We start from the raw sequence: 24402 nt of genomic DNA, 5'->3' as shown, positions 1-24402 counted from the left end.
TGCGCTCCGACGAGCCATAAGGCCACGAGGCCGGCCACGCCCGCGCGTATCCCCCTTCCGGATTCGCACCGGATTCGCACCGGCCGTCCCCACCGGGACTCCCGCCGGAACTCATTCAGAGTGGAGTGCTCCCTGTCATGAGGGCTTCTCGTATCGCCGCCGCCACCGCCGTCGCGGGCACCGCCGTCCTCGCCCTGTCGGGCCCCGCCTTCGCGCACGTCACCGTGCAGCCCGAGGGTGCGGCCGCCAAGGGCGGCTACGCGGTCGTCGACTTCAAGGTCCCCAACGAGCGCGACGACGCCTCGACCACCAGGGTCGAGGTGAACTTCCCGGCCGACCACCCCATCGCCTCCGTGATGCCGCAGCCGCTGCCGGGCTGGAAGATCGACGTCACCCGGTCCAAGCTCGCCAAGCCCCTGACCATGCACGGCAAGAAGATCGACGAGGCCGTCACCAAGGTCACCTGGACCGCCGACGGCAAGGGCGTCGAGCCCGGCTACTTCCAGAAGTTCCCGCTCTCCGTCGGCACCCTGCCCGAGGACACCGACCAGCTCGTGTTCAAGGCGATCCAGACGTACTCGAACAAGGAGGTCGTGCGCTGGATCGAGGTGGCCCAGGACGGCAAGGAGGAGCCCGAGAACCCGGCCCCCGTGCTGGAGCTGTCCGCCGCCACCGGTGACCACCACGGCACCTCCACCGCCGACGACGCCTCCGACGAGACCGACGGCAAGACGGGCGGCAGGACCGAGGCGGCCGCCGCCGACACGGACGCGAAGGGCGGCAGTGACACCACCGCACGTGTGCTCGGCGTGATCGGCATCGTCACCGGGATCGCGGGCGTCGGCTACGGCGTCCTCGCGGGCCGCCGCCGGACCGCCTGACCACCGTTCCGCACGCGCACCCGGGGTCGTGCGACGCTGTCGTTCGACCCCGGTGCGCGCCGGAGTTCTGACATCTGGGACATTTTTCTATGCGCAAGAAGACGTTCGCCGCTGCGGCGCTGCTCGCCGCCGCCACCCTTTCCCTCTCCGCCTGCGGCGGCGGCGACGGCAAGTCACCCGTCGCCGTGGTCTCCGAGGAGTCCGGCTCGGGCAAGGCCGCCACCGTCCTCGACCAGCCGTTCGAGAAGCCCGACCTGGTCCTCACCGACACCCACGGCAAGAAGTTCGACCTGCGGGCCGAGACCAAGGGCCACCCCACCCTGCTCTACTTCGGCTACACGCACTGCCCGGACATCTGCCCGACGACGATGAGCAACATCGCCGTCGCCGCCGAGAAGGCGCTGCCCAAGGCCGAGCGGGACAAGCTCAGGGTGGTCTTCGTCACCACCGACCCCGGCCGTGACACCCCCGCCGAGCTCGGCAAGTGGCTCAAGGGCATCGACCCCGGGTTCATCGGCCTGACCGGTGACTTCTCCACCATCCAGGCCGGCGCCCGGTCCGTGGGGATCTCCGTCGAGCCGACCACCAAGGACAAGCACGGCAAGGTCGTCTCGGTGCACGGCACCCAGGTCATCGCCTTCTCCCCGAAGACCGACGGGGGCTACGTCCTCTACGGCGAGGACGCCACGGTCGACGACTACACCAAGGACCTGCCCAAGCTCGTCGAGGGAGCGAAGCCGTGAGGCGTGCGCTCCTGCCCGCGGCCGCGCTCGCCGGCGCCCTGGCCCTCGCGGGCTGCGGCTCCGGCACGGACACCGGCTCCGGCTCCGGCTCCTCGAAGGCCGAGCTGTCCGTGAGCGGGCCGTACATGCCCCAGCCGGTCTCCGCCGACATGGCCGCCGGCTTCCTGACGATCAGCAACCAGGGCGGCGCCAAGGACGAGCTGACCTCGGTGACCAGCGACGTCGCCGGGCAGGTCACCATGCACAGCACCGTCGGCGGGGCCATGGAGGAGAAGACCTCCTTCGCCATACCCGCCCATGGCCAACTCGTGTTCAAAAGCGGTGGCAACCATCTGATGTTCGAGAAGCTGAAGCACAAGCCGGAACGGGGCCAGAAGGTCACCCTGCGCCTCACCTTCGAAAAGTCCGGTGCCCTCACCGTCGAGATGCCGGTGAAGTCCGCCACGTACAACCCGTCGACCGGCCACTGAGGGAGGGACCACCTTGACGCGGACCATCGCCCCCCGCCTGCGCACCCTGGTGCTGCTGCTCATCACCGTCACCGGCGCGCTGCTCGCGGGCGCCGGACCGGCCTCCGCGCACGCCGCGCTGACCGGCAGCGACCCCGCACAGGGGGTGGTGGTCGACAAGGCACCCACCCAGGTGTCGCTCACCTTCTCCGAGAAGGTGGCGATGAACGACGACTCGCTCCAGGTGCTCGACCCCAAGGGGAAGAACGTCGAGGTGGGCGCGCCCGTGAACCCGGGCGGCACGACGTACGCCGTGAAGCTCAAGGGCGGCCTGCCCAAGGGCACCTACACGGTCGCCTACCAGGTCGTCTCGGCGGACAGCCACCCCGTCTCCGGCGCCTACACCTTCTCCATCGGCGCGCCCTCGCAGACCGTGGTCTCCGGTGTCGGAGCGACGGCCGGCGGCGGTGTCGTCGGCGCGCTGTACGCGGTCGGGCGGTACGTGTCGTACGCCGGGTTCATCGTGCTGGCGGGCGGCGCCGCCTTCGTGCTGGCCTGCTGGCAGCGCGGCTCGGGCGTACGGGCCGTGCAGCGGCTCGTCGTCGGCGGCTGGCTCGCGCTCACCGCGGCCACCCTGTGGCTACTGCTCCTGCGCGGCTCCTACACCTCCTCCGGGACGGTCGGCGACGTCTTCGACCTGAACCTGCTCGGTCAGGTGCTGCAGACCAAGACCGGCGCCGCGCTGGTCTCCCGGCTGCTGCTGCTCGCCGCCGCCGCGCTGTTCATCGCCGTCCTGTTCGGCGCCTACAACCGCCGCGAGGAACCCGCGGAGAAGCGGGACCTGACCTTCGGGCTCGCGGTCGGCGGGGTGGTCGTGGCCGCCGGGCTCGCGGCGAGCTGGGCCATGGCCGAGCACGCCTCCACCGGGCTCCAGCCGGGCATCGCCATGCCCGTCGACGTGCTCCACCTGCTGGCCGTCGCCGCCTGGCTCGGCGGCCTGACCGCCCTGCTGGTCGCCCTGTACCGGGCACCCGCCGAGACCCCGGTCGGGTCCGCCGCCGTGCACCGCTTCTCCCGGGTCGCCTTCGGCTCCGTCGTCGTCCTCGTCGCCACCGGCACCTACCAGTCCTGGCGCCAGCTCGGCTCCTGGTCGGCGTTCACCGAGACCAGGTACGGGCAGCTGCTGCTGGTCAAGATCGGGCTCGTGGCCCTTCTGGTGGGCATCGCGTGGATCTCGCGGCGCTGGGCGGGACGGCTGCTGGAGACGGCCGGCGCCAAGGCCACCGGGAAGGCGCGGCAGCGCGAGAAGGAGCGCGAGAAGGAACAGGTCGGCTCCGCGTCCGGGAAGCCGTCCGGGCGGAAGGCCGCCTCCGGTGACGACGCGCGCGCCGCCCAGCTCGCCCGGCAGCGGGCGGCGGTCGACGCTGCCCGGCAGAAGCGGCTGCGGGACGCCGACCCGAACCGTTTCGGCCTGCGCCGCTCGGTGCTCGCCGAAGCGGGCGTCGCGGTCGTGCTGCTCGCGGTCACCACCTGGCTGACGCAGACCGAGCCGGGCCGCACCGAACTGGACGCCAAGGCGTCCACCTCGTCGTCGAGCTCGTCCTCCTCGGCCTCCTCGTCCTCATCGGCCGACTCCTCCGGTGCGCTGACCCTGGACATGCCTTTCGACACCGGTGGCACCGACGGCAAGGGCCTGGTCCGGATCGACCTCGACCCGGCCCGCGTCGGCGGCAACGACATGCACGTCTACGTCCAGCGTCCCAACGGGCGCGCCTTCGACGTCCCCGAGGTGAAGGTCGCCTTCACCCTGGAGGCGAAGAAGCTCGGACCGCTCCCGGTGACCCCCGACCACCTCACCACCGGCCACTGGTCGGCCGGCGGAGTGCAGATCCCCATGGCCGGCGACTGGAAGATCGCCGTGACCGTGCGTACCTCCGACATCGACCAGGTGACCGTCTCCAAGAACGCGCAGATCGGCTGATCCACCCATGCCCGACCAGTCCCTCCCCGAGGCCCGTACGCCCGCCGCCCCCGCCGCGCCCGCGACCCCGGATACCGTCGGTGACCAGGGCCGGGGCGTCTCCCGGCGCGCCCTGCTCGGCACCGCCGGTGCCACCGGACTCGTGCTCGGCGCAGCCGGCGGGGCCCTGGGCTACACGGCGGCACCCGCCCAGGCCACTCCCCTGACCTCGGTGGGGTCCGCCCGGGCGATGTTTCACGGGAAACATCAGCCCGGCATCACCGAGGGGCTCCAGGCCCGCGGCCACCTCGTCGCGTTCGACCTGACGCCGGGCGCGGGCCGCAAGGAGGCGGCGGCCCTCCTGCGCCGCTGGTCGGCCACGGCCGAGCGGCTGATGGCCGGTGAGCCGGCCGGGCACGACGACACCGGAGTGGCCCGGGACGCGGGACCGTCCTCGCTGACCGTCACCTTCGGCTTCGGGCACAGCTTCTTCGGCCGGACCGGCCTGGAGAAGCAGCGGCCGGGCGCCCTCGACCCGCTGCCCGACTTCTCCTCCGACCGGCTCGACAGGCGGCGCAGCGACGGGGACCTGTGGGTGCAGATCGGTGCCGACGACGCCCTGGTCGCCTTCCACGCGCTGCGGGCGATCCAGAAGGCCGCCGGGAGCGCGGCCCGGGTGCGCTGGCAGATGAACGGCTTCAACCGCGCCCCGGGGGCGACCGCCCACCCGATGACGGCCCGCAACCTCATGGGCCAGGTCGACGGCACCCGCAACCCCAAGCCCTCCGACACCGACTTCGACCGGCGGATCTTCGTGCCCGCCTCGGGCGAGCCCGCCTGGATGGCGAACGGCTCCTATGCCGTCGTACGCCGTATCCGCATGCTCCTCGACGACTGGGAGAAGCTGTCGCAGACGGCTCAGGAGGCGGTCATCGGGCGCCGCAAAGCCGACGGGGCGCCCCTGTCCGGGGGCGGTGAGACGACCCCGATGGACCTGGAGAAGACCGACGCCAAGGGCGAGTACGTCGTCCCGGCCAACGCCCACGCCCGGATCACCCGGCCCGACCGGAACGGCGGCGCGGCCATGCTGCGGCGCCCGTTCTCCTACCACGACGGCATCGACGCGGACGGCGCGCCCGACGCCGGGCTGCTGTTCGTCTGCTGGCAGGCGGACCCGCTGCGCGGCTTCGTGCCGGTGCAGCGCAAGCTCGACCGCGGGGACGCCCTGTCGACGTACATCCGCCACGAGGCGAGCGGTCTGTTCGCGGTGCCCGGCGGAGCGGCCGACGGGGAGTACGTGGGCCAGCGGCTGCTGGAGGGGTGAATAGGGGTTTCAAACCACCCGGTCGAGTGGCTTCCCTGAGACAAGGGAGTCGCGTCCACCGACGGCCATTAGGGTGAGGACATGCCAGCGAGCTATGCGTATCTCGGTCCCGAAGGCACCTTCACCGAAGTGGCCCTGCGCACGCTTCCGGAGGCCGCCACCCGGGAACTGATCCCGTACGTGTCGGTGCAGTCCGCGTTGGACGCGGTGCGCGCCGGCGAGGCCGAGGCCGCGTTCGTACCGATCGAGAACTCCGTCGAGGGCGGCATCACCACCACCCTGGACGAGCTGGTCGCCGGCGAGCCGCTGATGATCTACCGCGAGGTGCTGCTGTCGATCACCTTCGCGCTGCTGGTCCGACCGGGCACGAAGCTGACGGACATCAAGACGGTCTCCGCCCACCCGGCCGCCCAGCCGCAGGTGCGCAACTGGCTGCGCAAGAACCTCCCGGAGGTCCACTGGGAGTCGGCGGCCTCGAACGCGGACGCGGCCCGGCTGGTCCAGGAGGGCCGGTACGACGCGGCCTTCGCCGGTGAGTTCGCCGCCGCCCGGTACGGCCTGGAGGCCCTGGAGACGGGCATCCACGACGCGGAGAACGCCCAGACCCGGTTCGTGCTGGTCGGCCGCCCGGCCCGGCCGGCGGCGCCGACCGGTGCCGACAAGACCTCGGTGGTGCTGTGGCAGCGGGACGACCACCCCGGCGCCCTGCGCGACCTGCTCGGTGAGTTCGCCACCCGGGGCATCAACCTGATGCTGCTGCAGTCCCGGCCCACCGGCGCCGGCATCGGCAACTACTGCTTCTGCATCGACGCCGAGGGCCATATCTCCGACCGCCGGGTGGCGGAAGCGCTGATGGGCCTGAAGCGGATCTGTCTGCAGGTTCGTTTCCTCGGTTCCTATCCCCGCGCGGACATCCGGCCGGGCGAGGCGAGGCCCCGGCTGCCGGGAACCTCGGACGAGGTGTTCGTGGCGGCGGCCGACTGGGTGGCGCGCTGCCAGGACGGCCGGTTCTGAGGCGCCCGTAGCCCGCTTCCGGCCGGGCATACCAGCGCATCTTCGTTATCCACAGGAGTTATCCACAGGTCCGCTTCTCGACCTGGGGACAAGTCGACACGGCAGGGCGATCCGGTCGACAAATCGCCCTGGACGTCCTGGATGCGGCCACCGTCCCGCACGTCACCCTTCGTCCACCCGTTTCCTTTGGTTCATCTTTTGGGGGGACCCCTTTCCACCCGAAAGTGGGTGTCACCCCTGTTTGGGCCGGGAATTCCCCAGTCCGGCCATAACTTCCGGAGTGATCAATTCCGAAATCCACAGAGTTTCCGCACAGCCTGTGGATAACTTTCCGGAGCGCACGGATTCCTGTGGACAACGGGCCCGCCAAGTGCCCCTCTCCACAAGGAAATCAGGTCAACCGACGGCCCGCCGACTGCTTCGTCCCAGGGAAGGGGACGACCCCGCTTGACCGCTCGGACACTTTGTGCATTTGCCCCATAACGGCACGTATGCGCGCGGGACGCAAGAGTGAGTCGTGGCCCGCGAGTCCGCACCGGTAGCCTTGGCCCCGTGATTGACCTTCGCCTGCTCCGTGAGGACCCCGACCGTGTGCGCGCGTCCCAGCGCGCCCGTGGAGAGGACGTCGCGCTCGTCGACTCCCTCCTGTCTGCCGACGAGCGGCGCAGGTCCTCCGGCGTCCGCTTCGACGAGCTGCGAGCCGAGCAGAAGCAGCTCGGCAAGCTGATCCCCAAAGCCTCCGCCGACGAGAAGGCCGAACTGCTCAAGCGCGCCGAGCAGCTGAAGGCCGACGTCAAGGCCGCCGACGCCGAGCGCGACGCGGCCGACGCCGAGACCCAGCAGCTCCTGCTCCGGCTCGGCAACCTCGTCCACCCCGACGTGCCCGTCGGCGGCGAGGAGGACTTCGTCACGCTGGAGACGCACGGCACCATCCGTGACTTCGGCGCCGAGGGCTTCGAGCCCAAGGACCACCTGGAGCTGGGCCAGATCCTCGGCGCGATCGACGTCGAGCGCGGCGCCAAGGTCTCCGGCTCCCGCTTCTACTTCCTCACCGGCGTCGGCGCCCTGCTGGAGCTGGCCCTGGTGAACGCGGCGATCGCGCAGGCCACGGCGGCCGGCTTCACGCCGATGCTGACCCCGGCGCTGGTCCGCCCGCAGTCCATGGCCGGCACCGGTTTCCTCGGCCAGGCGGCCCAGGACGTCTACCACCTCGACAAGGACGACCTGTACCTGGTCGGCACCTCCGAGGTCCCGCTCGCGGCGTACCACATGGACGAGATCATCGACGCCGACCGGCTGCCGCTGCGCTACGCGGGCTTCTCCCCGTGCTTCCGCCGCGAGGCCGGCTCGCACGGCAAGGACACGCGTGGCATCTTCCGCGTGCACCAGTTCGACAAGGTCGAGATGTTCTCCTACGTCATGCCCGAGGACTCGCAGGAGGAGCACAAGCGCCTCCTGGAGTGGGAGAAGCAGTGGCTGACCTCGCTGGAGCTGCCGTTCCGCGTCATCGACGTCGCCTCCGCCGACCTCGGCGCCTCGGCCTCGCGTAAGTACGACTGCGAGGCGTGGGTCCCGACCCAGGGCAAGTACCGCGAGCTGACCTCGACCTCGGACTGCACCGAGTTCCAGTCCCGCCGCCTGTCCATCCGGCTCCGCGACGGCAAGCAGGTCAGGCCGCTCGCGACGCTGAACGGCACGCTCTGCGCCGTACCGCGCACGATCGTGGCGATCCTGGAGAACCACCAGCAGGCCGACGGTTCCGTCTGGGTCCCCGAGGTACTGCGCCCGTACCTGGGCGGCCGGGAGGTCCTGGAGCCGGTCGCCAAGTGAGCGCCGGATTCCCGTACCGCCTCATCGCCACCGACCTCGACGGAACGCTGCTGCGCTCCGACGAGTCGATCTCACAGCGCACCCGTGAGGCGCTCGCCGCGGCCACCGCGGCGGGCGCGGCGCACATCGTCGTCACCGGACGCGCGGTCCCCTGGACCCGGCACATCCTGGACGACCTGGGCTACGACGGGCTCGCCGTCTGCGGTCAGGGCGCCCAGGTGTACGACGCCGGGGCGCACCGCCTGCTGACCTCCGTCACCCTGGACCGGCAGCTGGCGGGCGTGGCCCTGGCCAAGATCGAGGCCGAGGTGGGTCCGCTGTACCTGGCGGCGAGCCGGGACGGCCTGGACGGCGAGGTGCTGGTGGGGCCCGGTTACGCGGTCACCGGCCGGCTCCCGGCGACGCCGTTCACGGACGCGTCGGATCTGTGGGCCGCCCCGCTGAACAAGATCTACATACAGCATCCGGAGCTGAGCGACGACGAGCTGGCGGCGGTGGCCCGCCGCGCGGCCGGCGGTTTCGTCACGGTCGCCATGGCGGGCGAGGGCATCGTGGAGCTGCTGCCGCTCGGGCTGTCCAAGGCCACGGGACTGTCCCTGGCGGCCCGCCGGCTGGGTCTGAAGGCGGCCGACACGATCGCCTTCGGCGACATGCCCAACGACATCCCGATGTTCGCCTGGGCGGCCCGGGGCGTGGCCATGGCCAACGCCCACGAGGAGCTGCGCGCGGTGGCCGACGAGGTGACGGCCTCCCACGAGGAGGACGGCATCGCGCTGGTGCTGGAGCGGTTGCTGGGCTGAGCGCCGGCCGGCGCTTCCACGGTGACCACATCTCGCGGAGGATGCACGGATCGAACGTGCGCGGGGTCGCCCCCGACCATGGCTTAGCAAGCCAGTGCCTTACCACTCGGCCAATCCTCCGGGTGGGCGGCCCACGCGAGAGACACGTCGCGTGCTCGAAGCGGCCGCCCCGGGCTGTCCCCTGAGCTCTACGGAGGAGTGAGGATCACTCCGGAGCCCGCCTCGGACCGCCCTGTCGGGAGCTGGACGTACTGCCGTGCATGGACATCGCCCCGCTCCTCTCCCCGCTCACGGCGCCGGGACATTCCCGGCGGACGGTGCATGACCACTGTGCCCCCGCCGCCCGGTCCGCCGCCACCGAATTAACCGGGGGCGGCGGTCACCGGCGGCGCCATCCGCGCCGCCGGGCCTTGCTGAAGAACCAGCCCGCCGGCGGCTCGTCGGACCGCCAGGGCCGCGGCTCGGGCTCCTCGGCCCGCCAACGGGCGGCGAGCATCCGGGCCCGGGCCGACGGCTCGGAGGTCCCGGCGGCGCGCACGAAGTCCTCGTCCAGGACCAACCCGTCCCAGACGTCGTCCCCGTCCCTGCCGGCACTCTCGTACCGGGGGGTGTCCTGCGCCATCCGAGGCCTCCTGACCGTTCGGCCGGGCGTGCGCCCGGCCGCGGTTCCTCCGCTTCGCCCAGTGTGCCCGGGCCGGGGTGAAGCCCCCGTCAGAACTGATCAGAAGCGATCGCGTGCGATCGGGAGTGGCTCACTCCTCGCCGGCGAGCGTGAGCGTCCGCAGCTTCTGCCCGGCGTACCAGGTGGCGAGCACGGTGACCACGACCAGCAGCACCGTCGCCGTGGGCAGCCCGACGTCCGAGGTGACCAGGTTCCCACCGGCCACCTTGTGGGCGACGGCGAGCGACCACTGCTGGACGCTCAGCGTGCGCGCGCCGGACACCAGGGAGCCGAACAGCGCCTCCCAGACCAGCGCGTAGACGAGACCGAACACCACCGCGTGCCGGGAGACGGTGCCCAGCAGCAGGAACATCGCCGCGTAGGCGATCGAGGCGACCAGGGCGGCCACCGTGTAGGCGACGGCGATCTGCTGCCCGTTGCCGTTGAGGATGAAGCCCGCGACGAGCGTCGGCAGGGCCGAGAACACCATCGTCACCGCGATCGCCACGATCAGCTTGGTGAAGATGATCGTCGGCCGCTTCACCGGCTTGGCCAGCAGGTACACCACCGAGCCGTCGTCGATCTCCGGCCCGATCGCGCCCGTGCCGGCGATGACGCCGATGATCGGCACCATGGTGGCGAGCGCCAGCCCGCCCAGCAGGTCGGCGGCCGTCTGGTCGTCGGCGCCCGCGAGGCCGCGGACGACGACGGAGATCGCGATCAGCAGTACGGGCAGGGCGCCCAGGATGAGGGCACGGCGACGGCCGAGCAGGGCCCGGTAGGTGAGCCGGGCGACTGTGGGGTCGTACATCTTCGGCCTCCTACGCCGCGACGAGATACGAGAACACGGACTCGAGGGACTCGTCGGACGGCGAGACCGTGAGCAGCCGGATGCCGTGGTCGCGGGCGACCTTGGGCAGCAGGGCGGTGAAGCGGCCGAAGTCCACGGCCTGGATGCGCAGCGCACCCTCGGTGACGTCGACCTCGATGCCCGACGTCGAGGGGTCGGCGATCAGCGCGGCCGCGAGCGCGCGGTCGTCGCTGGAGCGCACCAGGTAGCGGTGCGGACGGTCGGTCATCAGACGGCGGATCTTGCGGAAGTCACCGCCGGCCGCGTGCCGTCCGGCGACGACGACCTCGATGTGCCAGGCGAGCTGCTCGACCTCCTCGAGGATGTGGGACGAGAACAGCACGGTGCGGCCCTCGTCGCCCATGCGCCGCAGCAGGTCCATGAGCTGCATCCGCTGGCGCGGGTCCATGCCGTTGAAGGGCTCGTCCAGCAGGAGCAGCGACGGGTCGTGCACCAGGGCGCTCGCCATCTTCACGCGCTGGCGCATGCCCTTGGAGTACGTCTGGATCTTGCGGTCCTGCGCGTACTCCATCTCGACCGTCGCGAGCGCCCGCTGGGCGGCCTTCGCGCCCAGGCCGTGGAGATCGGCGTTGGCGACGACGAACTCGCGGCCGGTGAGGAAGTCGTACATCGCCTCGCGCTCGGGGACGATGCCGATGTGCTTGTAGATCGACTCGTTGCGCCACACGGGCTGCCCGTCGAGGGTGACGGTGCCGGTGGACGGGGCCAGGAAGCCGCCCATCATGTTGATGAGGGTGGACTTCCCGGCGCCGTTGGGGCCGAGCAGGCCGGTGACGCCCGGGCCGATGGTCATGGTGATGTCGTTGACGGCGACCACGTTGCCGAACCAGCGGGAGACGTGGTCGATGGAGAGCGTGGTCACAGGCCCACCTTCCGGTAGCGGCGCAGCAGGAGGCCGTAGGCGGCGGCGATCAGGCCGAGGACGACCAGGACGTAGACGACGCCCTGCGCGTCGGAGGGTCCGGCCGCGCCGGGGGACGCGGAGGTCGCGCCGAGGAACGCGGACTGGACCCCGTCGATGAGCGTCACCGGCGAGAACAGGCCGATCCAGGGGATGGCGCCGGCGTTGTCCTGGTTCTCGGCGATGGCCTGGAGCGTGGAGACCGCCCCGTAGGAGATCGTCATGACGGCGATGACGGCGGCGATGCCGAAGCCGCGCCGCGGGGTGACGGAGGCGATGACCAGGCCGATACCGGCGAAGAGCAGCGAGAGCAGAGCCACGGAGACCAGTCCCTGTGCGAATCCCTCGGTCTGGTCGGCGAAGTCGAGCTTGGCCAGCAGCGCGCCGATGTAGAGCACGAGCAGCGGGGCGGCGGTGAGCACGAACAGGGCCGAGGCCAGCGCCGCGTACTTGGCGCGCACGTAGTCGGCGGTCTCGATCGGCCGCGAGAAGTACAGCGGCACGGTCTTGAAGCGCAGGTCCCGCGAGACCGACTGGGGTGCCTGCGAGGCGACGTACAGGCTGATGACGGCCTGCATGATGATCGCGTAGCGGGTGTAGTCGACGGGCAGGTCCTTGGCCTTCGTGGCGACCGCGACGGCGACCATGATGGCCGCGGGCACGCACATCACCACGAACAGCAGCATCGGCAGCACCTTGGACTTCACCGAGCGGCCGAGGCCGTAGGAGCCGCGCAGGGACTGCGAGTAGAGCGAGCGGGTGGCGTAGGAGCGGCCGAGGCGGGGGCCGTCGTAGTTGCGGTACCCGATGTTGTGGATGCGGGTCTGGTCGCCCGGCGGTGTGCCGGGGGACCGGGTGGGCTGCTCAACGGCCATGGCCGACCGCCTCCTCGCGCTGCTCGTCCTCGCTCGTGAAGACCTCGGAGATGTGGTGCCTGCGCTGCTCCATGCGCACCAGGCCGAGCCCCAGGTCGGCGACCACGTCGCGCACCAGGTCGTACGTCTCCTCGCCCTGCGCGGTCAGCAGCAGGACGTGGCCGGCGCCCGGCAGTCCGCTGCCGGCCTCGACGGCCACCCCGCGCGCGTGCAGCGCCTCGCGGACCGCGCGGGTGCCGTCGGGGTGCTCGTCGGTGTCGGTGACCTCGATCGCGAGCGTCGTCGTGGTCTGCGTGAAGTCCGTGGTGGAGCTGGAGCGCAGCAGCTTGCCGCCGTCGACGACGACGACGTGGTCGCAGGTGCGCTCCAGTTCGCCCAGCAGGTGGGAGGTGACCAGGACCGAGATGCCGAAGTCGGTGTGGATCCGGCGGATCAGCCCGAGCATCTCGTCGCGGCCCACCGGGTCGAGGCCGTTGGTCGGCTCGTCCAGGAAGACCAGCCGGGGGTCGTGCACCAGGGCCTGCGCGAGCTTGACCCGCTGCTTCATGCCGGTGGAGTAGCCGCCGATGGGCCGGTAGCGCTCCTCGTACAGGCCCACGTGGCGCAGCGTGTCCGCGGTGCGCTCGCGCGCGGCGGTGGGCGGCAGGCCGGACATGCGTGCCATGTGGACGACGAACTCGGTGGCCGAGACGTCGGGCGGCAGGCAGTCGTGCTCCGGCATGTAGCCCACACGCTCACGGATGGCGGCGCCCTCGGTGGCGACGTCGAGGCCGAGCACCGCGGCGCGGCCCTCGGTGGCGGGGGACAGACCCAGCAGGATCTTGATCAGGGTGGACTTGCCGGCGCCGTTGGCACCGACGAGCCCGGTCACACCGGGTCCGATGTCCACGGACAGCCGGTCGAGCGCGGTCACCCGGGGGAACCGCTTGCTCAGGCTTTCGGTCGCGATCACAGTCACGTCCCCGACGGTAGTGACGCGGTCCACCCCCGGGCGTCAGCCCACAGAGCCGTCTTGACGTCAGCCCCAGGTATTACCCGGCCCTAAGGGACGCCGTGCCTGAGATCTACCGCCGGCCGTCCACAGCCCGGGACCCTCCTATTGACGCCGACTCTAACAACTGTCACATTCACCGGTGTCAAGTTACGGACGCGTAGCGCAGCCGACACGACGACGGGACGGGGCGGCATGACCACGGCAGTGAGCGGCGGACTCTCCACGGAGCTCGCCGGGTTCAGACGGGTGCAGCGCCTCGCCTACGAGTGCGCGGAGGCGGTCGCGGCACGCCTTGAGCCGGGGGTGACCGAGCGCGAGGCGGCCCGGATGCAGCGCGAGTGGCTGCGCGAGCGCGGGGTGCGGGACTGGTTCCACCTGCCGTTCGCCTGGTTCGGCGACCGCACGGCGTTCGCGGGCTTCCGCGTCCCGCTGCAGTTCTTCCCGACCGACCGCGCGCTGGAGCCCGGGATGCCGTTCATCCTGGACATGGCCCCGGTGCACGAGGGGTTCACGGCCGACATCGGCTACTCCGGTTCCCTCGGCGTGAACCCGGTGCAGGACCGGCTCATGGCCGACCTGGAGGCGCACCGCGAGCTGATCCTGCGCGAGGTGCGCGAGCGGCGGCCGCTGCGCGCGATCTACGAGGACGTGGACCGGCTCATGGTCCGCCAGGGCTACGCCAACCGGCACCGCGCGTACCCCTTCGGCGTGATCGCCCACAAGGTGGACCGGGTGAAGCAGCGCCGCTGGTCACCCCATCTGTTCGGGTTCGGCACCCAGTCCCTCAAGGGGCTGGCCGCCGACGCCCTGCACGGCCACCGCGAGGGCTGGTCCCCCCTGTGGTCGCCGTACCGCTTCTCCGACCACCCGCCGCGGCCGGGGCTGTGGGCGGTCGAACCCCATCTGGGCTTCAGGGGCACCGGCGCGAAGTTCGAGGAGATCCTGGTGGTCACCGACTCCCGGGACCCCGGACAGAGCGCCTTCTGGCTGGACGACGATCTGCCGCACGTGCGGCGCTGGGCGGAGGCGAAGTGACACTGAAGGGTGTGCGGGAGCGCCGGGTGCGCACCGGCGGGGTCGAGCTGTGCGTGGCCGAACTGGGCGACCCCGACCAGCCGACCGTGGTGCTGGTGCACGGCTACCCGGACAGCAAGGAGGTGTGGTCCGAGGTCGCCGCGCGCCTGGCCGACCGCTTCCACGTCGTCCTGTACGACGTCCGGGGCCACGGCCGGTCCACGGCACCGCGCCCGCTGCGCGGCGGCTTCACCCTGGCGAAGCTCACGGACGACTTCCTGGCCGTGGCCGACGCGGTGAGCCCGGACCGCCCGGTGCACCTGGTCGGCCACGACTGGGGCTCGGTGCAGTCCTGGGAGTTCGTCACGGTGGGCCGCACGGAGGGCCGCATCGCCTCCTTCACGTCGATGTCCGGGCCGTCCCTCGACCACTTCGGGCACTGGATCAACGCGCGCGTGAAGCGCCCCACGCCGGGCCGGGTGGGCCAGCTCCTCGGCCAGGGGGCCAGGTCCTGGTACGTCTACCTGCTGCACACCCCCGCCCTGCCGGAGCTGGCCTGGCGCGGCCCGCTCGGCAGGCGCTGGCCGAAGATCCTCCAGCGCTCCGAGAAGGTCCCCGCGGGCGACTACCCGACCTCGTCCCTGCCCTCCGACGCGGCCCACGGCGCCTGGCTGTACCGGGACAACGTGCGCGCCCGGCTGCGCAGGCCGCGCCCCGACGCGTACGCGCACGCGCCCGTGCAGCTCATCACGCCCCTGGACGACGCGTTCCTGTCGGAGCGGCTGTACGACGACCTGGAGCAGTGGGTGCCGCGGCTGACCCGCCGCACGCTCCCCGCCAGGCACTGGATCCCGCGCACCCGCCCCGACCAGGTGGCCGCCTGGATCGAGGAGTTCGTGACGTCCGTGGAGGGCGGTCGCCCCGCTCCGGCCGCCGGCGGCCGCCACGGCGACCGGTTCGGCGGACAGCTGGTCCTGGTCACCGGCGCGGGCAGCGGCATCGGGCGGGCCACGGCGTTCGCGTTCGCCGAGGCCGGCGCGCGCGTGGTGGCCGTCGACCGCGACGCCGAGGCCGCCGCCCGCACCGCCGAGCTGTCCCGGCTGATCGGCGCCCCCGACGCCTGGGCGGAGACGGCCGACGTCTCCGACGAGCACGCCATGGAGAAGCTCGCCGAGCGGGTGCACCGCAATCACGGCGTGCTCGACGTGCTGGTCAACAACGCGGGGATCGGCCTGTCGGGCTCCTTCTTCACCACGACCACCGAGGACTGGCGCAAGGTCCTGGACGTCAACCTGTGGGGAGTGATCCACGGCTGCCGTCTCTTCGGCGCGCGCATGGCCGAGCGCGGCCAGGGCGGCCACATCGTCAACATCGCCTCGGCGGCGGCCTACCAGCCCTCACGTGCGCTGCCCGCCTACAGCACCTCCAAGGCGGCGGTCCTGATGCTCTCCGAGTGCCTGCGGGCCGAACTGGCCGGGCAGGACATCGGGGTCACGGCGATCTGCCCGGGGATCGTCAACACCAACATCACCGCGACGGCCCGCTTCACCGGCGTCGACGAGGCCGAGGAGAGCCGTCGCCGGCAGCGCTCGGCCCGCCTGTACGGCCTGCGCAACTACCCGCCGGAGAAGGTCGCGAAGGCCGTCCTGGACGCGGTGACGCACAACAGGGCGGTCGTCCCGGTGACGCCCGAGGCTCGCGGCGCTCATCTCATGTCACGTTTCCTGCCGGGGGTGTTGCGCAGGGTGGCCCGGGTGGAGCCCCGGCTGTGAACGGCGAACCGGCCCGCCCGGCAGGCCCGTCGGCCCGGCGGGCCTACCGCATCGACGACCTCGCGCACCGCACCGGCACCACCGTCCGGACCATCCGCGCCTACCAGGACAAGGGACTTCTCCCCCGTCCGGAGCGGCAGGGCCGCGCCAACCTCTACTCCGACGTCCACCTCACCCGGCTCCAGCAGATCGGCCACCTCCTGGACCGCGGCTACACCCTGGCCTCGATCAGGGAGCTGCTGGACGCCTGGGACAGCGGCCGCGGCCTGGGCGGGGTGCTCGGACTGGTCACCGAGGTGGAGGGCCCTTGGACCGACGAGGAACCGGTCCGGCTCACCCGCGCGGAGCTCGACGCCCGCTTCGGCGGCACCCCCGACGAGGACGCCGTGACCGAGGCGGTCGAGCTCGGCGTGCTGGAACCGGTCGACGGCGACTCCGACACCTTCCTCGTGCCGAGCCCCCAAGAACTCGCCGTCGCCGCGGAGTTGCACGCGGCGGGCGTTCCGTTGTCCGCGATCTCCGCCCATCTGCGGGAGTTGCGGGGACAGGTCGAGCACATCGCCGCCCGTTTCCTGGAGTTCACCACCGAGCACGTCTTCGCGCGCTACCTCGACGACCCGGCCCACCGCACCGACGCGCACGCCGCCGAAGCGGCCCGGCTGGTGCGCCGGCTGAGACCCCTGGCCCGGCAGACCGTGGACGCGGAACTGGCCCGGGCCATGCGGGTGTTCGCGGCACGCCACCTGCGCACACGCCTCGTCACCGAGACGGGCCCCGAAGCGCGCCCGCCGACAGGTGCCGTCGATCTGCCGACGGAGACGATCAGCGCCGTGGAGCGCATGGTTGGCCGCGAGCACGCGTCCGCGTTCATCGCCTTGGCAGCCGAACGCGAGCTACACGCACGCGCATTGGACGCCCTGACCTCACCGAGTACGTCCGGAGCGGAACTTGGCGAACCGCCGTCGTCGGACGCGTAGTTGTCCACAGTCGAATCAATTGGCTTGTGGATAACCCCACTTGCCTGTGGACCAAACCTGCCCGTAAAAAATGACCTGCGTGATCCGCGTCTCTCCCGCACGCTGGAGGGATGGACGAAAGACGCACCGTGAAGGTGTCGAAGTACCTCTCCAAACACCTGCGCCACCAGCCGGAACGCATCGGCCTCACGCTCGACGAGGGCGGCTGGACGGAGATCGACACGCTGATCGCGGCGGCCGCCGCGCACGGCTTCCGGTTCACCCGCGAGGAACTCGACCACGTGGTGGCCGCCAACGACAAGCAGCGCTTCGCGATCGAGGGGACCAGGATCCGTGCCAGCCAGGGGCACAGCGTCGAGGTCGACCTCGGCCTGCCCCCGGCGACCCCGCCGCCGTACCTCTACCACGGCACCGTGGCCCGCAGCCTGGACGCGATCCGCGCCGAGGGTCTCAAGCCCATGAGCAGGCACGACGTGCACCTCTCGGCCGACCGTGAGACCGCGACCCGGGTCGGCGCGCGCCGTGGCCGCCCCGTCGTGCTCGCCGTGGACGCCGGCGCCATGCACCGCGACGGCCACGTCTTCCACGTCAGCGCGAACGGGGTGTGGCTCACCGAAACCGTCCCGGCGCGCTACCTGCGGTTCCCCGGTCCGCACTGACGGTGGCCCCCCGGGCGCGCGAAGTGACCGGTTTCGGCCCATGCCGCCGGCCCCCCGTACCCTCGTCCGCATGAGTCTGCGTCTGAGCACCGTGATCCTGCCGTACCGCCGCTGGCACGAGGGTGGCCGTTCGGCCTGGGTGCGGGCCGAGCAGCTCGGCTTCCACACCGCCTACACCTACGACCACCTGTCCTGGCGCAGCTTCCGCGACGGCCCGTGGTTCGGCGCCGTGCCGACGCTGACCGCCGCCGCGGCCGCCACCGAACGGCTCCGCCTCGGCACCCTGGTCACCTCCCCGAACTTCCGGCACCCGGTGACCCTCGCCAAGGAACTGATCTCGCTGGACGACATCTCCGGCGGCCGCGTCACCCTGGGCATCGGCGCCGGCGGCACCGGCTTCGACGCGACGGCCCTAGGCCAGGAGCCGTGGACGCCGCGTGAGCGCGCCGACCGCTTCGCCGAGTTCGTGCCGCTGCTCGACCGGCTGCTCACCGAGGACGCGGTGTCGTACAAGGGCCGGTTCTACTCGGCGCACGAGGCGCGCAACATCCCCGGCTGTGTGCAGCGGCCCCGGCTGCCCTTCGCCGTGGCGGCCACCGGCCCCCGCGGTCTGCGGCTCGCCGCGCGCCACGGCCAGGCCTGGGTGACCACCGGCGACCCGAAGCTGTACGAGACCGGCACCCCGGAAGAGTCCGTCCAGGCCCTGCGCGGACAGCTGGAGAAGCTGTCCGAGGCGTGTGCCGCGGCCGGCCGGGACGTGGCCGAGCTGGACAAGGTCCTGCTCACCGGCTTCACCCCGGACCGCGGCCGGCCGCTCGAGTCCCTGGACGCCTTCGTGGACTTCGCCGGCCGCCACCGGGAACTGGGCTTCACCGAGATCGTCGTCCACTGGCCCGTCCCGGACTCGGACTTCGCCGCGGACGAGAAGGTCTTCGAGCGGATCGCCATGGACGCGCTCGCCCAGCTGACCTGATCGGCGGCGGCGTCGTCCGTCGGCCATTCCCGATGTGTCCGTGGACTCATCTGTGCGGACTTCCGCACGGCCGTGCGGGCATATGCGCGAGAATGGGCCGGTGACCTCAGCGACCAGACAGCCCGGGACCCCGGCCGCCGCCCTCAGGCCGCGGCTGATCGCCACCGACCTCGACGGCACTCTGCTGCGCGACGACAAGTCGGTCTCCCCGAGGACGGTCGCCGCGCTGGCCGCCGCCGAGGCCGCGGGCGTCGAGGTCTTCTTCGTCACCGGCCGCCCGGCCCGCTGGATGGACGTGGTGAGCGACCACGTCCACGGGCACGGCCTGGCGATCTGCGGCAACGGCGCCGCCGTGGTCGACCTGCACGGCGGACCGGGCACCCACCGGTTCGTGAAGGTGCGCGAACTGGCCCGCCGGAACGCGCTGGACACCGTACGGCTGCTGCGCGGGGCGGCCCCCGGCACGGTGTTCGCGGTCGAGCAGACCTACGGCTTCCACCAGGAGCCCGCCTATCCCAAGCTGCACATGGAGATACCGGACAACCTGCTGCCCGCCGAGGCCCTCCTCGCCGCCGACGGCCCGGACGCCGACCAGCCCGTCCTCAAGATCCTCGCCTACCACCCCGACCTCGACCCGGACGTCTTCCTCACCCTCGCCCGCCAGGCGATCGGCGACCGCGCCAACGTCACCCGGTCCAGCCCCAGCGCCCTGCTGGAGATCAGCGGACCCGGCGTCTCCAAGGCCAGCACGCTCGCCCTGTGCTGCGCCGAGCGCGGCATCTCGCAGGAGCAGGTCGTCGCGTTCGGGGACATGCCCAACGACGTCGAGATGCTGACCTGGGCCGGCCGGTCCTACGCGATGGGCAACGCCCACCCGGACGCCATCGCCGCCGCCTCGGGCCGCACGGTCGCCAACAACGACGACGGCGTCGCGGTCGTCATCGAGCGGCTCCTCGCCGAACACGGCTGACCCGCCGCGCGGGCCGGGGGCCGCCGGTGACGGCGGCCCGCCGTCACAGCGCCCCCACCAGCGACTCGGCCGCCCGCTCCCGGCGGGCCATGGTCCGCAGCGGCCCGTCCACGACGGCCAGTTCCGCGTACGGACCGCGCTGCACCACCCGGCCCGCGTCGAGCACGACCACCTCGTCGACCGCTTCCAGACCCGCCAGCCGGTGGGTGATCAGCAGCGTCGTACGCCCCTCGGTGGCGGCCAGCAGATCCGCGGTGAGCGCGTCCGCCGTCGGCAGGTCCAGGTGTTCGGCGGGCTCGTCCAGGACGAGCACCGGGAAGTCGGCGAGCAACGCGCGGGCCAGCGCGAGCCGCTGCCGCTGCCCGCCGGACAGCCGCGCCCCGTGCTCCCCGACCAGCGTGTCCAGGCCGTCCGGCAGCCCGTCCACCCACTCCAGCAGCCGGGCCCGGCCCAGCGCGTCGCGCAGCTCGGCCTCGTCGGCGTCCTTCCGGGCGAGCAGCAGGTTCTCGCGCACGCTGCTGTCGAAGAGGTGCGCGTCCTGGGCGCACAGCCCGACCAGCCGCCGTACGTCGTCACCGGCGAGCGCGCACGCGTCCACCCCGGCGAGCGTGTACGAGCCCGCACCGGGGTCGAGGAACCGCAGGAGCACCTGGGCGAGCGTCGTCTTGCCCGAGCCGGAAGGGCCGACGACGGCGATCCGGCGCCCCTCCTCCAGCGTGAGGTCGACCCCCGCGAGCGCGTCCCGGTGCTGTCCCGGGTAGCGGGCGGTCAGCCCGCCGACGACGACCGGGAACGGCATCGCGGGCGCCTGCCGGGGCCGTTCGGGCTCACGCACCGGCTCCGGGGCGTCCAGCACCTCGTACACGCGCTCCGCGCTGCGCCGCACCCGCTGCCGGTGCCGCACGGCCAGTGGCAGCCCCAGCACCGCCTCGAAAGCGGCCGGCGGGGTGAGGACCACCACGGCCGTCGCGACACCGGCGAGCCGGCCCGCGGCCACCGCCTGGGCGGCGAGCAGCGCGGCCGCGGTGACGGTCAGACCGGACAGCAGCGCGATCAGGCCGTCACCGAGCGCGGTGACGGCGGCGGCGCGCGAGGCGATCCGGGTGAGCGTGCCGTCGGCCCGCCGGGCCGCGGCCGTCCGGGCCGGCAGCGCGCCGGCCACGGTCAGCTCGGCGGTGCCGGTGAGCAGGTCCGCCACCCGGGTCGCGAGCACGCCCCGGGCGGGCGCGAGGCGCCGCTCGGTGCGCCGGGCCGCGGCCGCGGTGACCAACGGAACCCCCACGCCGGCCGCGAGCAGCCCCGCCGCGAGCGCGGCCCCCGCCTCGGGCAACAGCCACGCCGTGAAGGCGACGGAGGCGGTGGAGACGACGACCGCGACACCGGACGGCAGCAGCCAGCGCAGCCAGTAGTCCTGGAGCGCGTCCACGTCGGCGACCAGCCGGGACAGCAGATCGCCACGGCGTGCCGACCGCAGCCCCGCGGGCGCCAGCCGCTCCAGGCGCCGGTGGACGGCGACCCGGGTCTCGGCCAGCATCCGCAGCACGGCCTCGTGCGACACCAGCCGCTCGGCGTACCGGAAGACGGCGCGCCCGATCCCGAAGGCCCGCGTCGCAGTCACGGGCACCATCAGGTACAGCACCGGCGGCTGCTGCGAGGCCCGCGAGATGAGCCATCCGGAGGTGGCCATCAGTCCGACGGCGCTGCCGAGCGCCAGGCTGCCGAGCAGCAGGGCGAGGAGCAGCCGGCCGCGCCGGGGGCCGGCCGACGCCCGGACCCGGGCCAGGACCCGACGCCGGGGAGCGGCGAAGCCCGAGTCCGGCTCCGGCCCGCCAGAACCGTCCACCGCGCCCGCTTCGAGGGCGCTGGCTCCGGTGCCGTCGTGCGGGGCGGGCACGGCGGCGGAGGGCCGCGGGCCGCCCGGTGCGACGCCGGCCGGCTCGGTGAGGGTCGACCCGGTGGCGGCCGGCTCGGTGGTGACCGGGGTGGCGCCGGTCCGGCCGGCGGCCGGGGTCTCGGGGAGGTGCAGCCGCACCACGCGGTCCGCCACGTCCAGCAGGGCCGGCCGGTGCACCACGAGCAGTACCGTGCGGCCCACCGCGAGGCGCCGCACCGCCGCCACGACCTCGGCCTCCGTCGCCCCGTCCAGCGCCGCCGTCGGCTCGTCCAGCAGCAGCACGGGCCGGTCGGCGAGAAAGGCACGGGCCAGCGCGAGCCGCTGCCGCTGACCGGCGGACAGCCCGGCCCCGTCCTCCCCGAGCACCGTGTCGGCCCCCTCGGGCAGGCCGTCCACGAACTCCAGCGCGCCCGCGTCCGCGAGGGCCCGGCGCACGGCGGGGTCATCCGCCTCCGGCCGGGCCAGCCGCACGTTCTCCGCGATCGTCCCGGCGTACAGATGTGGCCGCTGGGGCACCCACGCGACCTGCGAACGCCATGCGTCGAGGTCGAGGTCCGCGAGGTCGGTCCCCCCGACCCGTACCCGGCCCGCGGTGGGCCGCACGAAGCCGAGCAGCGCGTTCACCAAGGTCGACTTGCCCGCGCCGCTCGGCCCGACCAGCGCCACGGTCTCACCGGGCTCGACGGTGAAAGACACCCCGGTCACGGCATTCGCCGACCGCCCCGGGTAACGGACCGACACCCCGTCGAAGGCCACCGGGCCCCCGGGGACCGCCCCGGTGCCGGACGCAGGGAGCGGGGTCTCCAGGACGGCGAAGATCTCCTCGGCCGCCGCCAGTCCCTCGGCCGCCGCGTGGTACTGCGCGCCCACTTGGCGCAGCGGCAGATACGCCTCGGGCGCCAGGATCAGGATGACCAGGCCGATGTAGAGGTCCATGTCGCCGTGCACCAGGCGCATGCCGATGGTCACGGCGACCAGCGCGACCGACAGCGTGGCGAGCAGTTCCAGGGCGAAGGAGGAGAGGAAGGCGATCCGCAGGGTCCGCATGGTGGCCTGGCGGTACTCGCCGGTGATCCGCCGGATGGACTCGGCCTGCGCCTTCGCCCGGCCGAACACCTTCAGGGTGGGCAGTCCGGCGACCACGTCGAGGAAGTGGCCGGACAGCCGGGAGAGCAACTGCCACTGACGCTCCATCCGGGACTGGGTGGCCCAGCCGATCAGCATCATGAAGACGGGGATCAGCGGCAGGGTGCCCACGATGATGGCCGCCGAGACCCAGTCCTCGGTGACGATCCGCGCCAGTACGGCCACCGGGACGACCACCGCGAGTCCCAACTGCGGCAGGTAGCGGGCGAAGTAGTCGTCCAGGGCGTCGACGCCCCGGGTGGCCAGGTTCACCAGCGAGCCGGTCCGCTGCCCGCTCAGCCATCCGGGGCCCAACCGGGCGGCGCGTTCCAGCAGCCGTCCTCGCAGCTCCGACTTCACGGCCGCGCTCGCCCGGTGCGCCGCGAGCTCGGTGAGCCACGCGACGACCGCCCGGCCCACGGCCACGACCGCGAGCAACAGCAGGGGAGTACGCAGGCCGGAGACCGGCTGCCCGTGCTGGAAGGCTCCGACCACCACCTCGGCGATGAGCATCGCCTGGGCGATGACCAGTACGGCTCCGAGGGCTCCCAGGGCGACGACCGCCACCAGGAAGAGGCGGGTGGCACGGGCGTATCGCAGGAGGCGGGGATCGATCGGTTTCACGTGAAACAGGCCCTTCGGTCCAGAGGGTGTGTTTCACGTGAAACACACCCTCGGCGGACTCAGTGTGCGGCGCCGGCGGGAGCCTCGGGAGCGATGTGCTGCGTGCCGATCCGCTTGCGGAACACCCAGTACGTCCAGCCCTGGTAGAGCAGCACGAGCGGAGTGGCGATCGCCGCGCACCAGGTCATGATCTTCAGGGTGTACGGGCTCGACGAGGCGTTGGTGACCGTCAGGCTCCAGTCCCCGTTGAGCGTGGAGGGCATGACGTTCGGGAAGAGCGACAGGAAGAGCATCGCCACGGACGCCACGATGGTCACGCCGGACAGGGCGAACGACCAGCCCTCGCGCCCCAGCTGGTTGGCCACCAGAGCGGCCAGCAGGGCGGCGACGGCCACGATCAGGGCCACGAGGCTCTTGCCGTCACCGCTGTCCGCCTGGGTCCACAGCAGGAAGCCGAGCGCCAGCACCGCCGTGACGAGACCGACCCGCAGCGCCAGCTTCCGGGCCCGCAGCCGGATGTCCCCGACCGTCTTCAGCGCCGTGAACACCGCTCCGTGGAAGGTGAACAGCGTGAGCGTCACGAGGCCACCGAGCAGGGCGTACGGGTTGAACAGGTCCCCCACGGTGCCGACGTAGTCGAAGTTCCGGTCGATCTTCACGCCCCCCACGATGTTCCCGAAGGCCACGCCCCACAGGAACGCCGGGATGAGCGATGTCCAGAAGATGGCCGTCTCCCAGTTGCGCTGCCAGTTCTCCTCGGGCCGCTTCGCCCGGTACTCGAAGGCCACACCCCGGACGATCAGGCAGACCAGGATGGCGAGCAGCGGCAGGTAGAAGCCCGAGAACAGCGTGGCGTACCACTCCGGGAAGGCGGCGAAGGTGGCGCCGCCCGCGGTGAGCAGCCAGACCTCGTTACCGTCCCAGACGGGCCCGATCGTGTTGATCAGCACCCGGCGCTCGGGCCGGTCGCGGGCGAGCAGTTTGGTGAGGATGCCGACCCCGAAGTCGAAGCCCTCCAGGAAGAAGTAGCCGGTCCACAGGACGGCGATCAGGACGAACCAGACGTCGTGAAGTTCCATGACTGTCCCCTC

Annotated in this window: 21 protein-coding genes and 1 tRNA gene; 14 read left to right on the top strand and 8 right to left on the bottom strand. The window is 72.3% G+C overall.

The features are described 5' to 3' along the window. Positions 1 to 137 precede the first annotated feature (137 nt). From V7E45_RS12075 to V7E45_RS12040, 8 genes are all read left to right on the top strand, one after another. Positions 138 to 881, top strand: coding sequence for a YcnI family copper-binding membrane protein (locus tag V7E45_RS12075; protein ID WP_333774116.1), 744 nt, complete (start codon positions 138 to 140; stop codon positions 879 to 881). 89 nt (positions 882 to 970) lie between these two features. Further along, positions 971 to 1624 carry an SCO family protein gene (locus V7E45_RS12070; protein ID WP_333774115.1) on the top strand — a complete coding sequence of 218 codons (654 nt, stop codon included), beginning with the start codon at positions 971 to 973 and terminating at the stop codon, positions 1622 to 1624. Further along, positions 1621 to 2094 carry a copper chaperone PCu(A)C gene (locus V7E45_RS12065; RefSeq protein WP_333774114.1) on the top strand — a complete coding sequence of 158 codons (474 nt, stop codon included), beginning with the start codon at positions 1621 to 1623 and terminating at the stop codon, positions 2092 to 2094. Before V7E45_RS12070 ends, V7E45_RS12065 begins: the two co-directional genes overlap by 4 nt. Positions 2095 to 2107: 13 nt before the next feature. Beyond that, entirely contained in the window at positions 2108 to 4054 is a 1947-nt protein-coding gene (locus V7E45_RS12060; RefSeq protein ID WP_333774113.1) for a copper resistance CopC/CopD family protein, read from the top strand. Positions 4055 to 4061: 7 nt separating this feature from the next. Beyond that, complete coding sequence (gene efeB, locus V7E45_RS12055; RefSeq protein WP_333774112.1) at positions 4062 to 5357, top strand: iron uptake transporter deferrochelatase/peroxidase subunit; 1296 nt, start codon at positions 4062 to 4064, stop codon at positions 5355 to 5357. Positions 5358 to 5438: 81 nt separating this feature from the next. Then, entirely contained in the window at positions 5439 to 6371 is a 933-nt protein-coding gene (gene pheA / locus V7E45_RS12050) for a prephenate dehydratase (RefSeq protein WP_333774111.1), read from the top strand. A 552-nt stretch (positions 6372 to 6923) separates the two neighbouring features. After that, on the top strand, positions 6924 to 8201 hold the full coding sequence (serS, locus tag V7E45_RS12045; protein WP_333774110.1) for a serine--tRNA ligase: 1278 nt from the start codon (positions 6924 to 6926) through the stop codon (positions 8199 to 8201). Then, the gene (locus V7E45_RS12040; protein ID WP_333774109.1) at positions 8198 to 9001 is read left to right on the top strand and encodes an HAD family hydrolase; all 804 of its coding nucleotides are present in this window, start codon (positions 8198 to 8200) and stop codon (positions 8999 to 9001) included. The genes serS and V7E45_RS12040 overlap by 4 nt, the downstream gene beginning before the upstream one ends. Positions 9002 to 9036: 35 nt before the next feature. Here V7E45_RS12040 and V7E45_RS12035 read toward each other — a convergent pair. The 6 genes from V7E45_RS12035 to V7E45_RS12010 all read right to left on the bottom strand — a co-directional run bounded on the left by V7E45_RS12035 (position 9037) and on the right by V7E45_RS12010 (position 13261). Beyond that, positions 9037 to 9121 (bottom strand) — tRNA-Ser (locus tag V7E45_RS12035). Between the two features lie 259 nt (positions 9122 to 9380). After that, positions 9381 to 9623 carry an SGM_3592 family protein gene (locus V7E45_RS12030; protein WP_333774108.1) on the bottom strand — a complete coding sequence of 81 codons (243 nt, stop codon included), beginning with the start codon at positions 9621 to 9623 and terminating at the stop codon, positions 9381 to 9383. A 130-nt stretch (positions 9624 to 9753) separates the two neighbouring features. Next, positions 9754 to 10473 carry an ABC transporter permease gene (locus tag V7E45_RS12025; RefSeq protein ID WP_333774107.1) on the bottom strand — a complete coding sequence of 240 codons (720 nt, stop codon included), beginning with the start codon at positions 10471 to 10473 and terminating at the stop codon, positions 9754 to 9756. Positions 10474 to 10483: 10 nt separating this feature from the next. Next, on the bottom strand, positions 10484 to 11395 hold the full coding sequence (locus tag V7E45_RS12020) for an ABC transporter ATP-binding protein (protein ID WP_333774106.1): 912 nt from the start codon (positions 11393 to 11395) through the stop codon (positions 10484 to 10486). Continuing rightward, on the bottom strand, positions 11392 to 12309 hold the full coding sequence (locus V7E45_RS12015) for an ABC transporter permease (RefSeq protein WP_333774105.1): 918 nt from the start codon (positions 12307 to 12309) through the stop codon (positions 11392 to 11394). Before V7E45_RS12015 ends, V7E45_RS12020 begins: the two co-directional genes overlap by 4 nt. Beyond that, the gene (locus tag V7E45_RS12010) at positions 12299 to 13261 is read right to left on the bottom strand and encodes an ABC transporter ATP-binding protein (RefSeq protein WP_333774122.1); all 963 of its coding nucleotides are present in this window, start codon (positions 13259 to 13261) and stop codon (positions 12299 to 12301) included. Before V7E45_RS12010 ends, V7E45_RS12015 begins: the two co-directional genes overlap by 11 nt. 234 nt (positions 13262 to 13495) lie before the next feature. On the opposite strand from V7E45_RS12010, the gene V7E45_RS12005 reads away from it, so the two are divergent. The 6 genes from V7E45_RS12005 to V7E45_RS11980 all read left to right on the top strand — a co-directional run bounded on the left by V7E45_RS12005 (position 13496) and on the right by V7E45_RS11980 (position 19668). Beyond that, positions 13496 to 14338 carry a M24 family metallopeptidase gene (locus V7E45_RS12005; protein WP_333774104.1) on the top strand — a complete coding sequence of 281 codons (843 nt, stop codon included), beginning with the start codon at positions 13496 to 13498 and terminating at the stop codon, positions 14336 to 14338. Next, the gene (locus V7E45_RS12000; protein ID WP_333774103.1) at positions 14335 to 16089 is read left to right on the top strand and encodes an SDR family oxidoreductase; all 1755 of its coding nucleotides are present in this window, start codon (positions 14335 to 14337) and stop codon (positions 16087 to 16089) included. The genes V7E45_RS12005 and V7E45_RS12000 overlap by 4 nt, the downstream gene beginning before the upstream one ends. Further along, positions 16086 to 17066: a MerR family transcriptional regulator gene (locus tag V7E45_RS11995; RefSeq protein WP_333774102.1), complete on the top strand. Its 981-nt coding sequence runs from the start codon at positions 16086 to 16088 to the stop codon at positions 17064 to 17066. Before V7E45_RS12000 ends, V7E45_RS11995 begins: the two co-directional genes overlap by 4 nt. 110 nt (positions 17067 to 17176) lie before the next feature. Beyond that, positions 17177 to 17725, top strand: a complete 549-nt coding sequence (locus V7E45_RS11990; protein WP_333774101.1) for an RNA 2'-phosphotransferase — start codon at positions 17177 to 17179, stop codon at positions 17723 to 17725. 70 nt (positions 17726 to 17795) lie between these two features. Further along, positions 17796 to 18698 carry an LLM class flavin-dependent oxidoreductase gene (locus V7E45_RS11985; RefSeq protein WP_333774100.1) on the top strand — a complete coding sequence of 301 codons (903 nt, stop codon included), beginning with the start codon at positions 17796 to 17798 and terminating at the stop codon, positions 18696 to 18698. Positions 18699 to 18780: 82 nt separating this feature from the next. Beyond that, a complete protein-coding gene (locus V7E45_RS11980; protein ID WP_333774099.1) occupies positions 18781 to 19668 on the top strand; it encodes a Cof-type HAD-IIB family hydrolase in 888 nt (295 codons plus the stop codon). A 43-nt stretch (positions 19669 to 19711) separates the two neighbouring features. On the opposite strand, the gene cydD is transcribed toward V7E45_RS11980, so the two are convergent. After that, complete coding sequence (gene cydD / locus V7E45_RS11975) at positions 19712 to 23311, bottom strand: thiol reductant ABC exporter subunit CydD (RefSeq protein ID WP_333774098.1); 3600 nt, start codon at positions 23309 to 23311, stop codon at positions 19712 to 19714. Between the two features lie 59 nt (positions 23312 to 23370). After that, complete coding sequence (gene cydB, locus V7E45_RS11970; protein WP_333774097.1) at positions 23371 to 24390, bottom strand: cytochrome d ubiquinol oxidase subunit II; 1020 nt, start codon at positions 24388 to 24390, stop codon at positions 23371 to 23373. Positions 24391 to 24402 lie beyond the last annotated feature (12 nt).

Origin of the sequence: Streptomyces sp. IBSBF 3136, from assembly GCF_036815105.1 — a bacterium.
GTDB lineage: Bacteria > Actinomycetota > Actinomycetes > Streptomycetales > Streptomycetaceae > Streptomyces.
This window is presented reverse-complemented; position numbering and strand designations above follow the sequence as displayed.

Coding starts and splice junctions, on each gene's coding strand:
- V7E45_RS12075 (WP_333774116.1), top strand. CDS start 138: ATGAGGGCTTCTCGTATCGCCGCCGCCACCGCCGTCGCGGGCACCGCC.
- V7E45_RS12070 (WP_333774115.1), top strand. CDS start 971: ATGCGCAAGAAGACGTTCGCCGCTGCGGCGCTGCTCGCCGCCGCCACC.
- efeB (WP_333774112.1), top strand. CDS start 4,062: ATGCCCGACCAGTCCCTCCCCGAGGCCCGTACGCCCGCCGCCCCCGCC.
- pheA (WP_333774111.1), top strand. CDS start 5,439: ATGCCAGCGAGCTATGCGTATCTCGGTCCCGAAGGCACCTTCACCGAA.
- V7E45_RS12030 (WP_333774108.1), bottom strand. CDS start 9,623: ATGGCGCAGGACACCCCCCGGTACGAGAGTGCCGGCAGGGACGGGGAC.
- V7E45_RS12025 (WP_333774107.1), bottom strand. CDS start 10,473: ATGTACGACCCCACAGTCGCCCGGCTCACCTACCGGGCCCTGCTCGGC.
- V7E45_RS12015 (WP_333774105.1), bottom strand. CDS start 12,309: ATGGCCGTTGAGCAGCCCACCCGGTCCCCCGGCACACCGCCGGGCGAC.
- V7E45_RS12005 (WP_333774104.1), top strand. CDS start 13,496: ATGACCACGGCAGTGAGCGGCGGACTCTCCACGGAGCTCGCCGGGTTC.
- V7E45_RS11990 (WP_333774101.1), top strand. CDS start 17,177: ATGGACGAAAGACGCACCGTGAAGGTGTCGAAGTACCTCTCCAAACAC.
- V7E45_RS11985 (WP_333774100.1), top strand. CDS start 17,796: ATGAGTCTGCGTCTGAGCACCGTGATCCTGCCGTACCGCCGCTGGCAC.
- V7E45_RS11980 (WP_333774099.1), top strand. CDS start 18,781: ATGCGCGAGAATGGGCCGGTGACCTCAGCGACCAGACAGCCCGGGACC.
- cydB (WP_333774097.1), bottom strand. CDS start 24,390: ATGGAACTTCACGACGTCTGGTTCGTCCTGATCGCCGTCCTGTGGACC.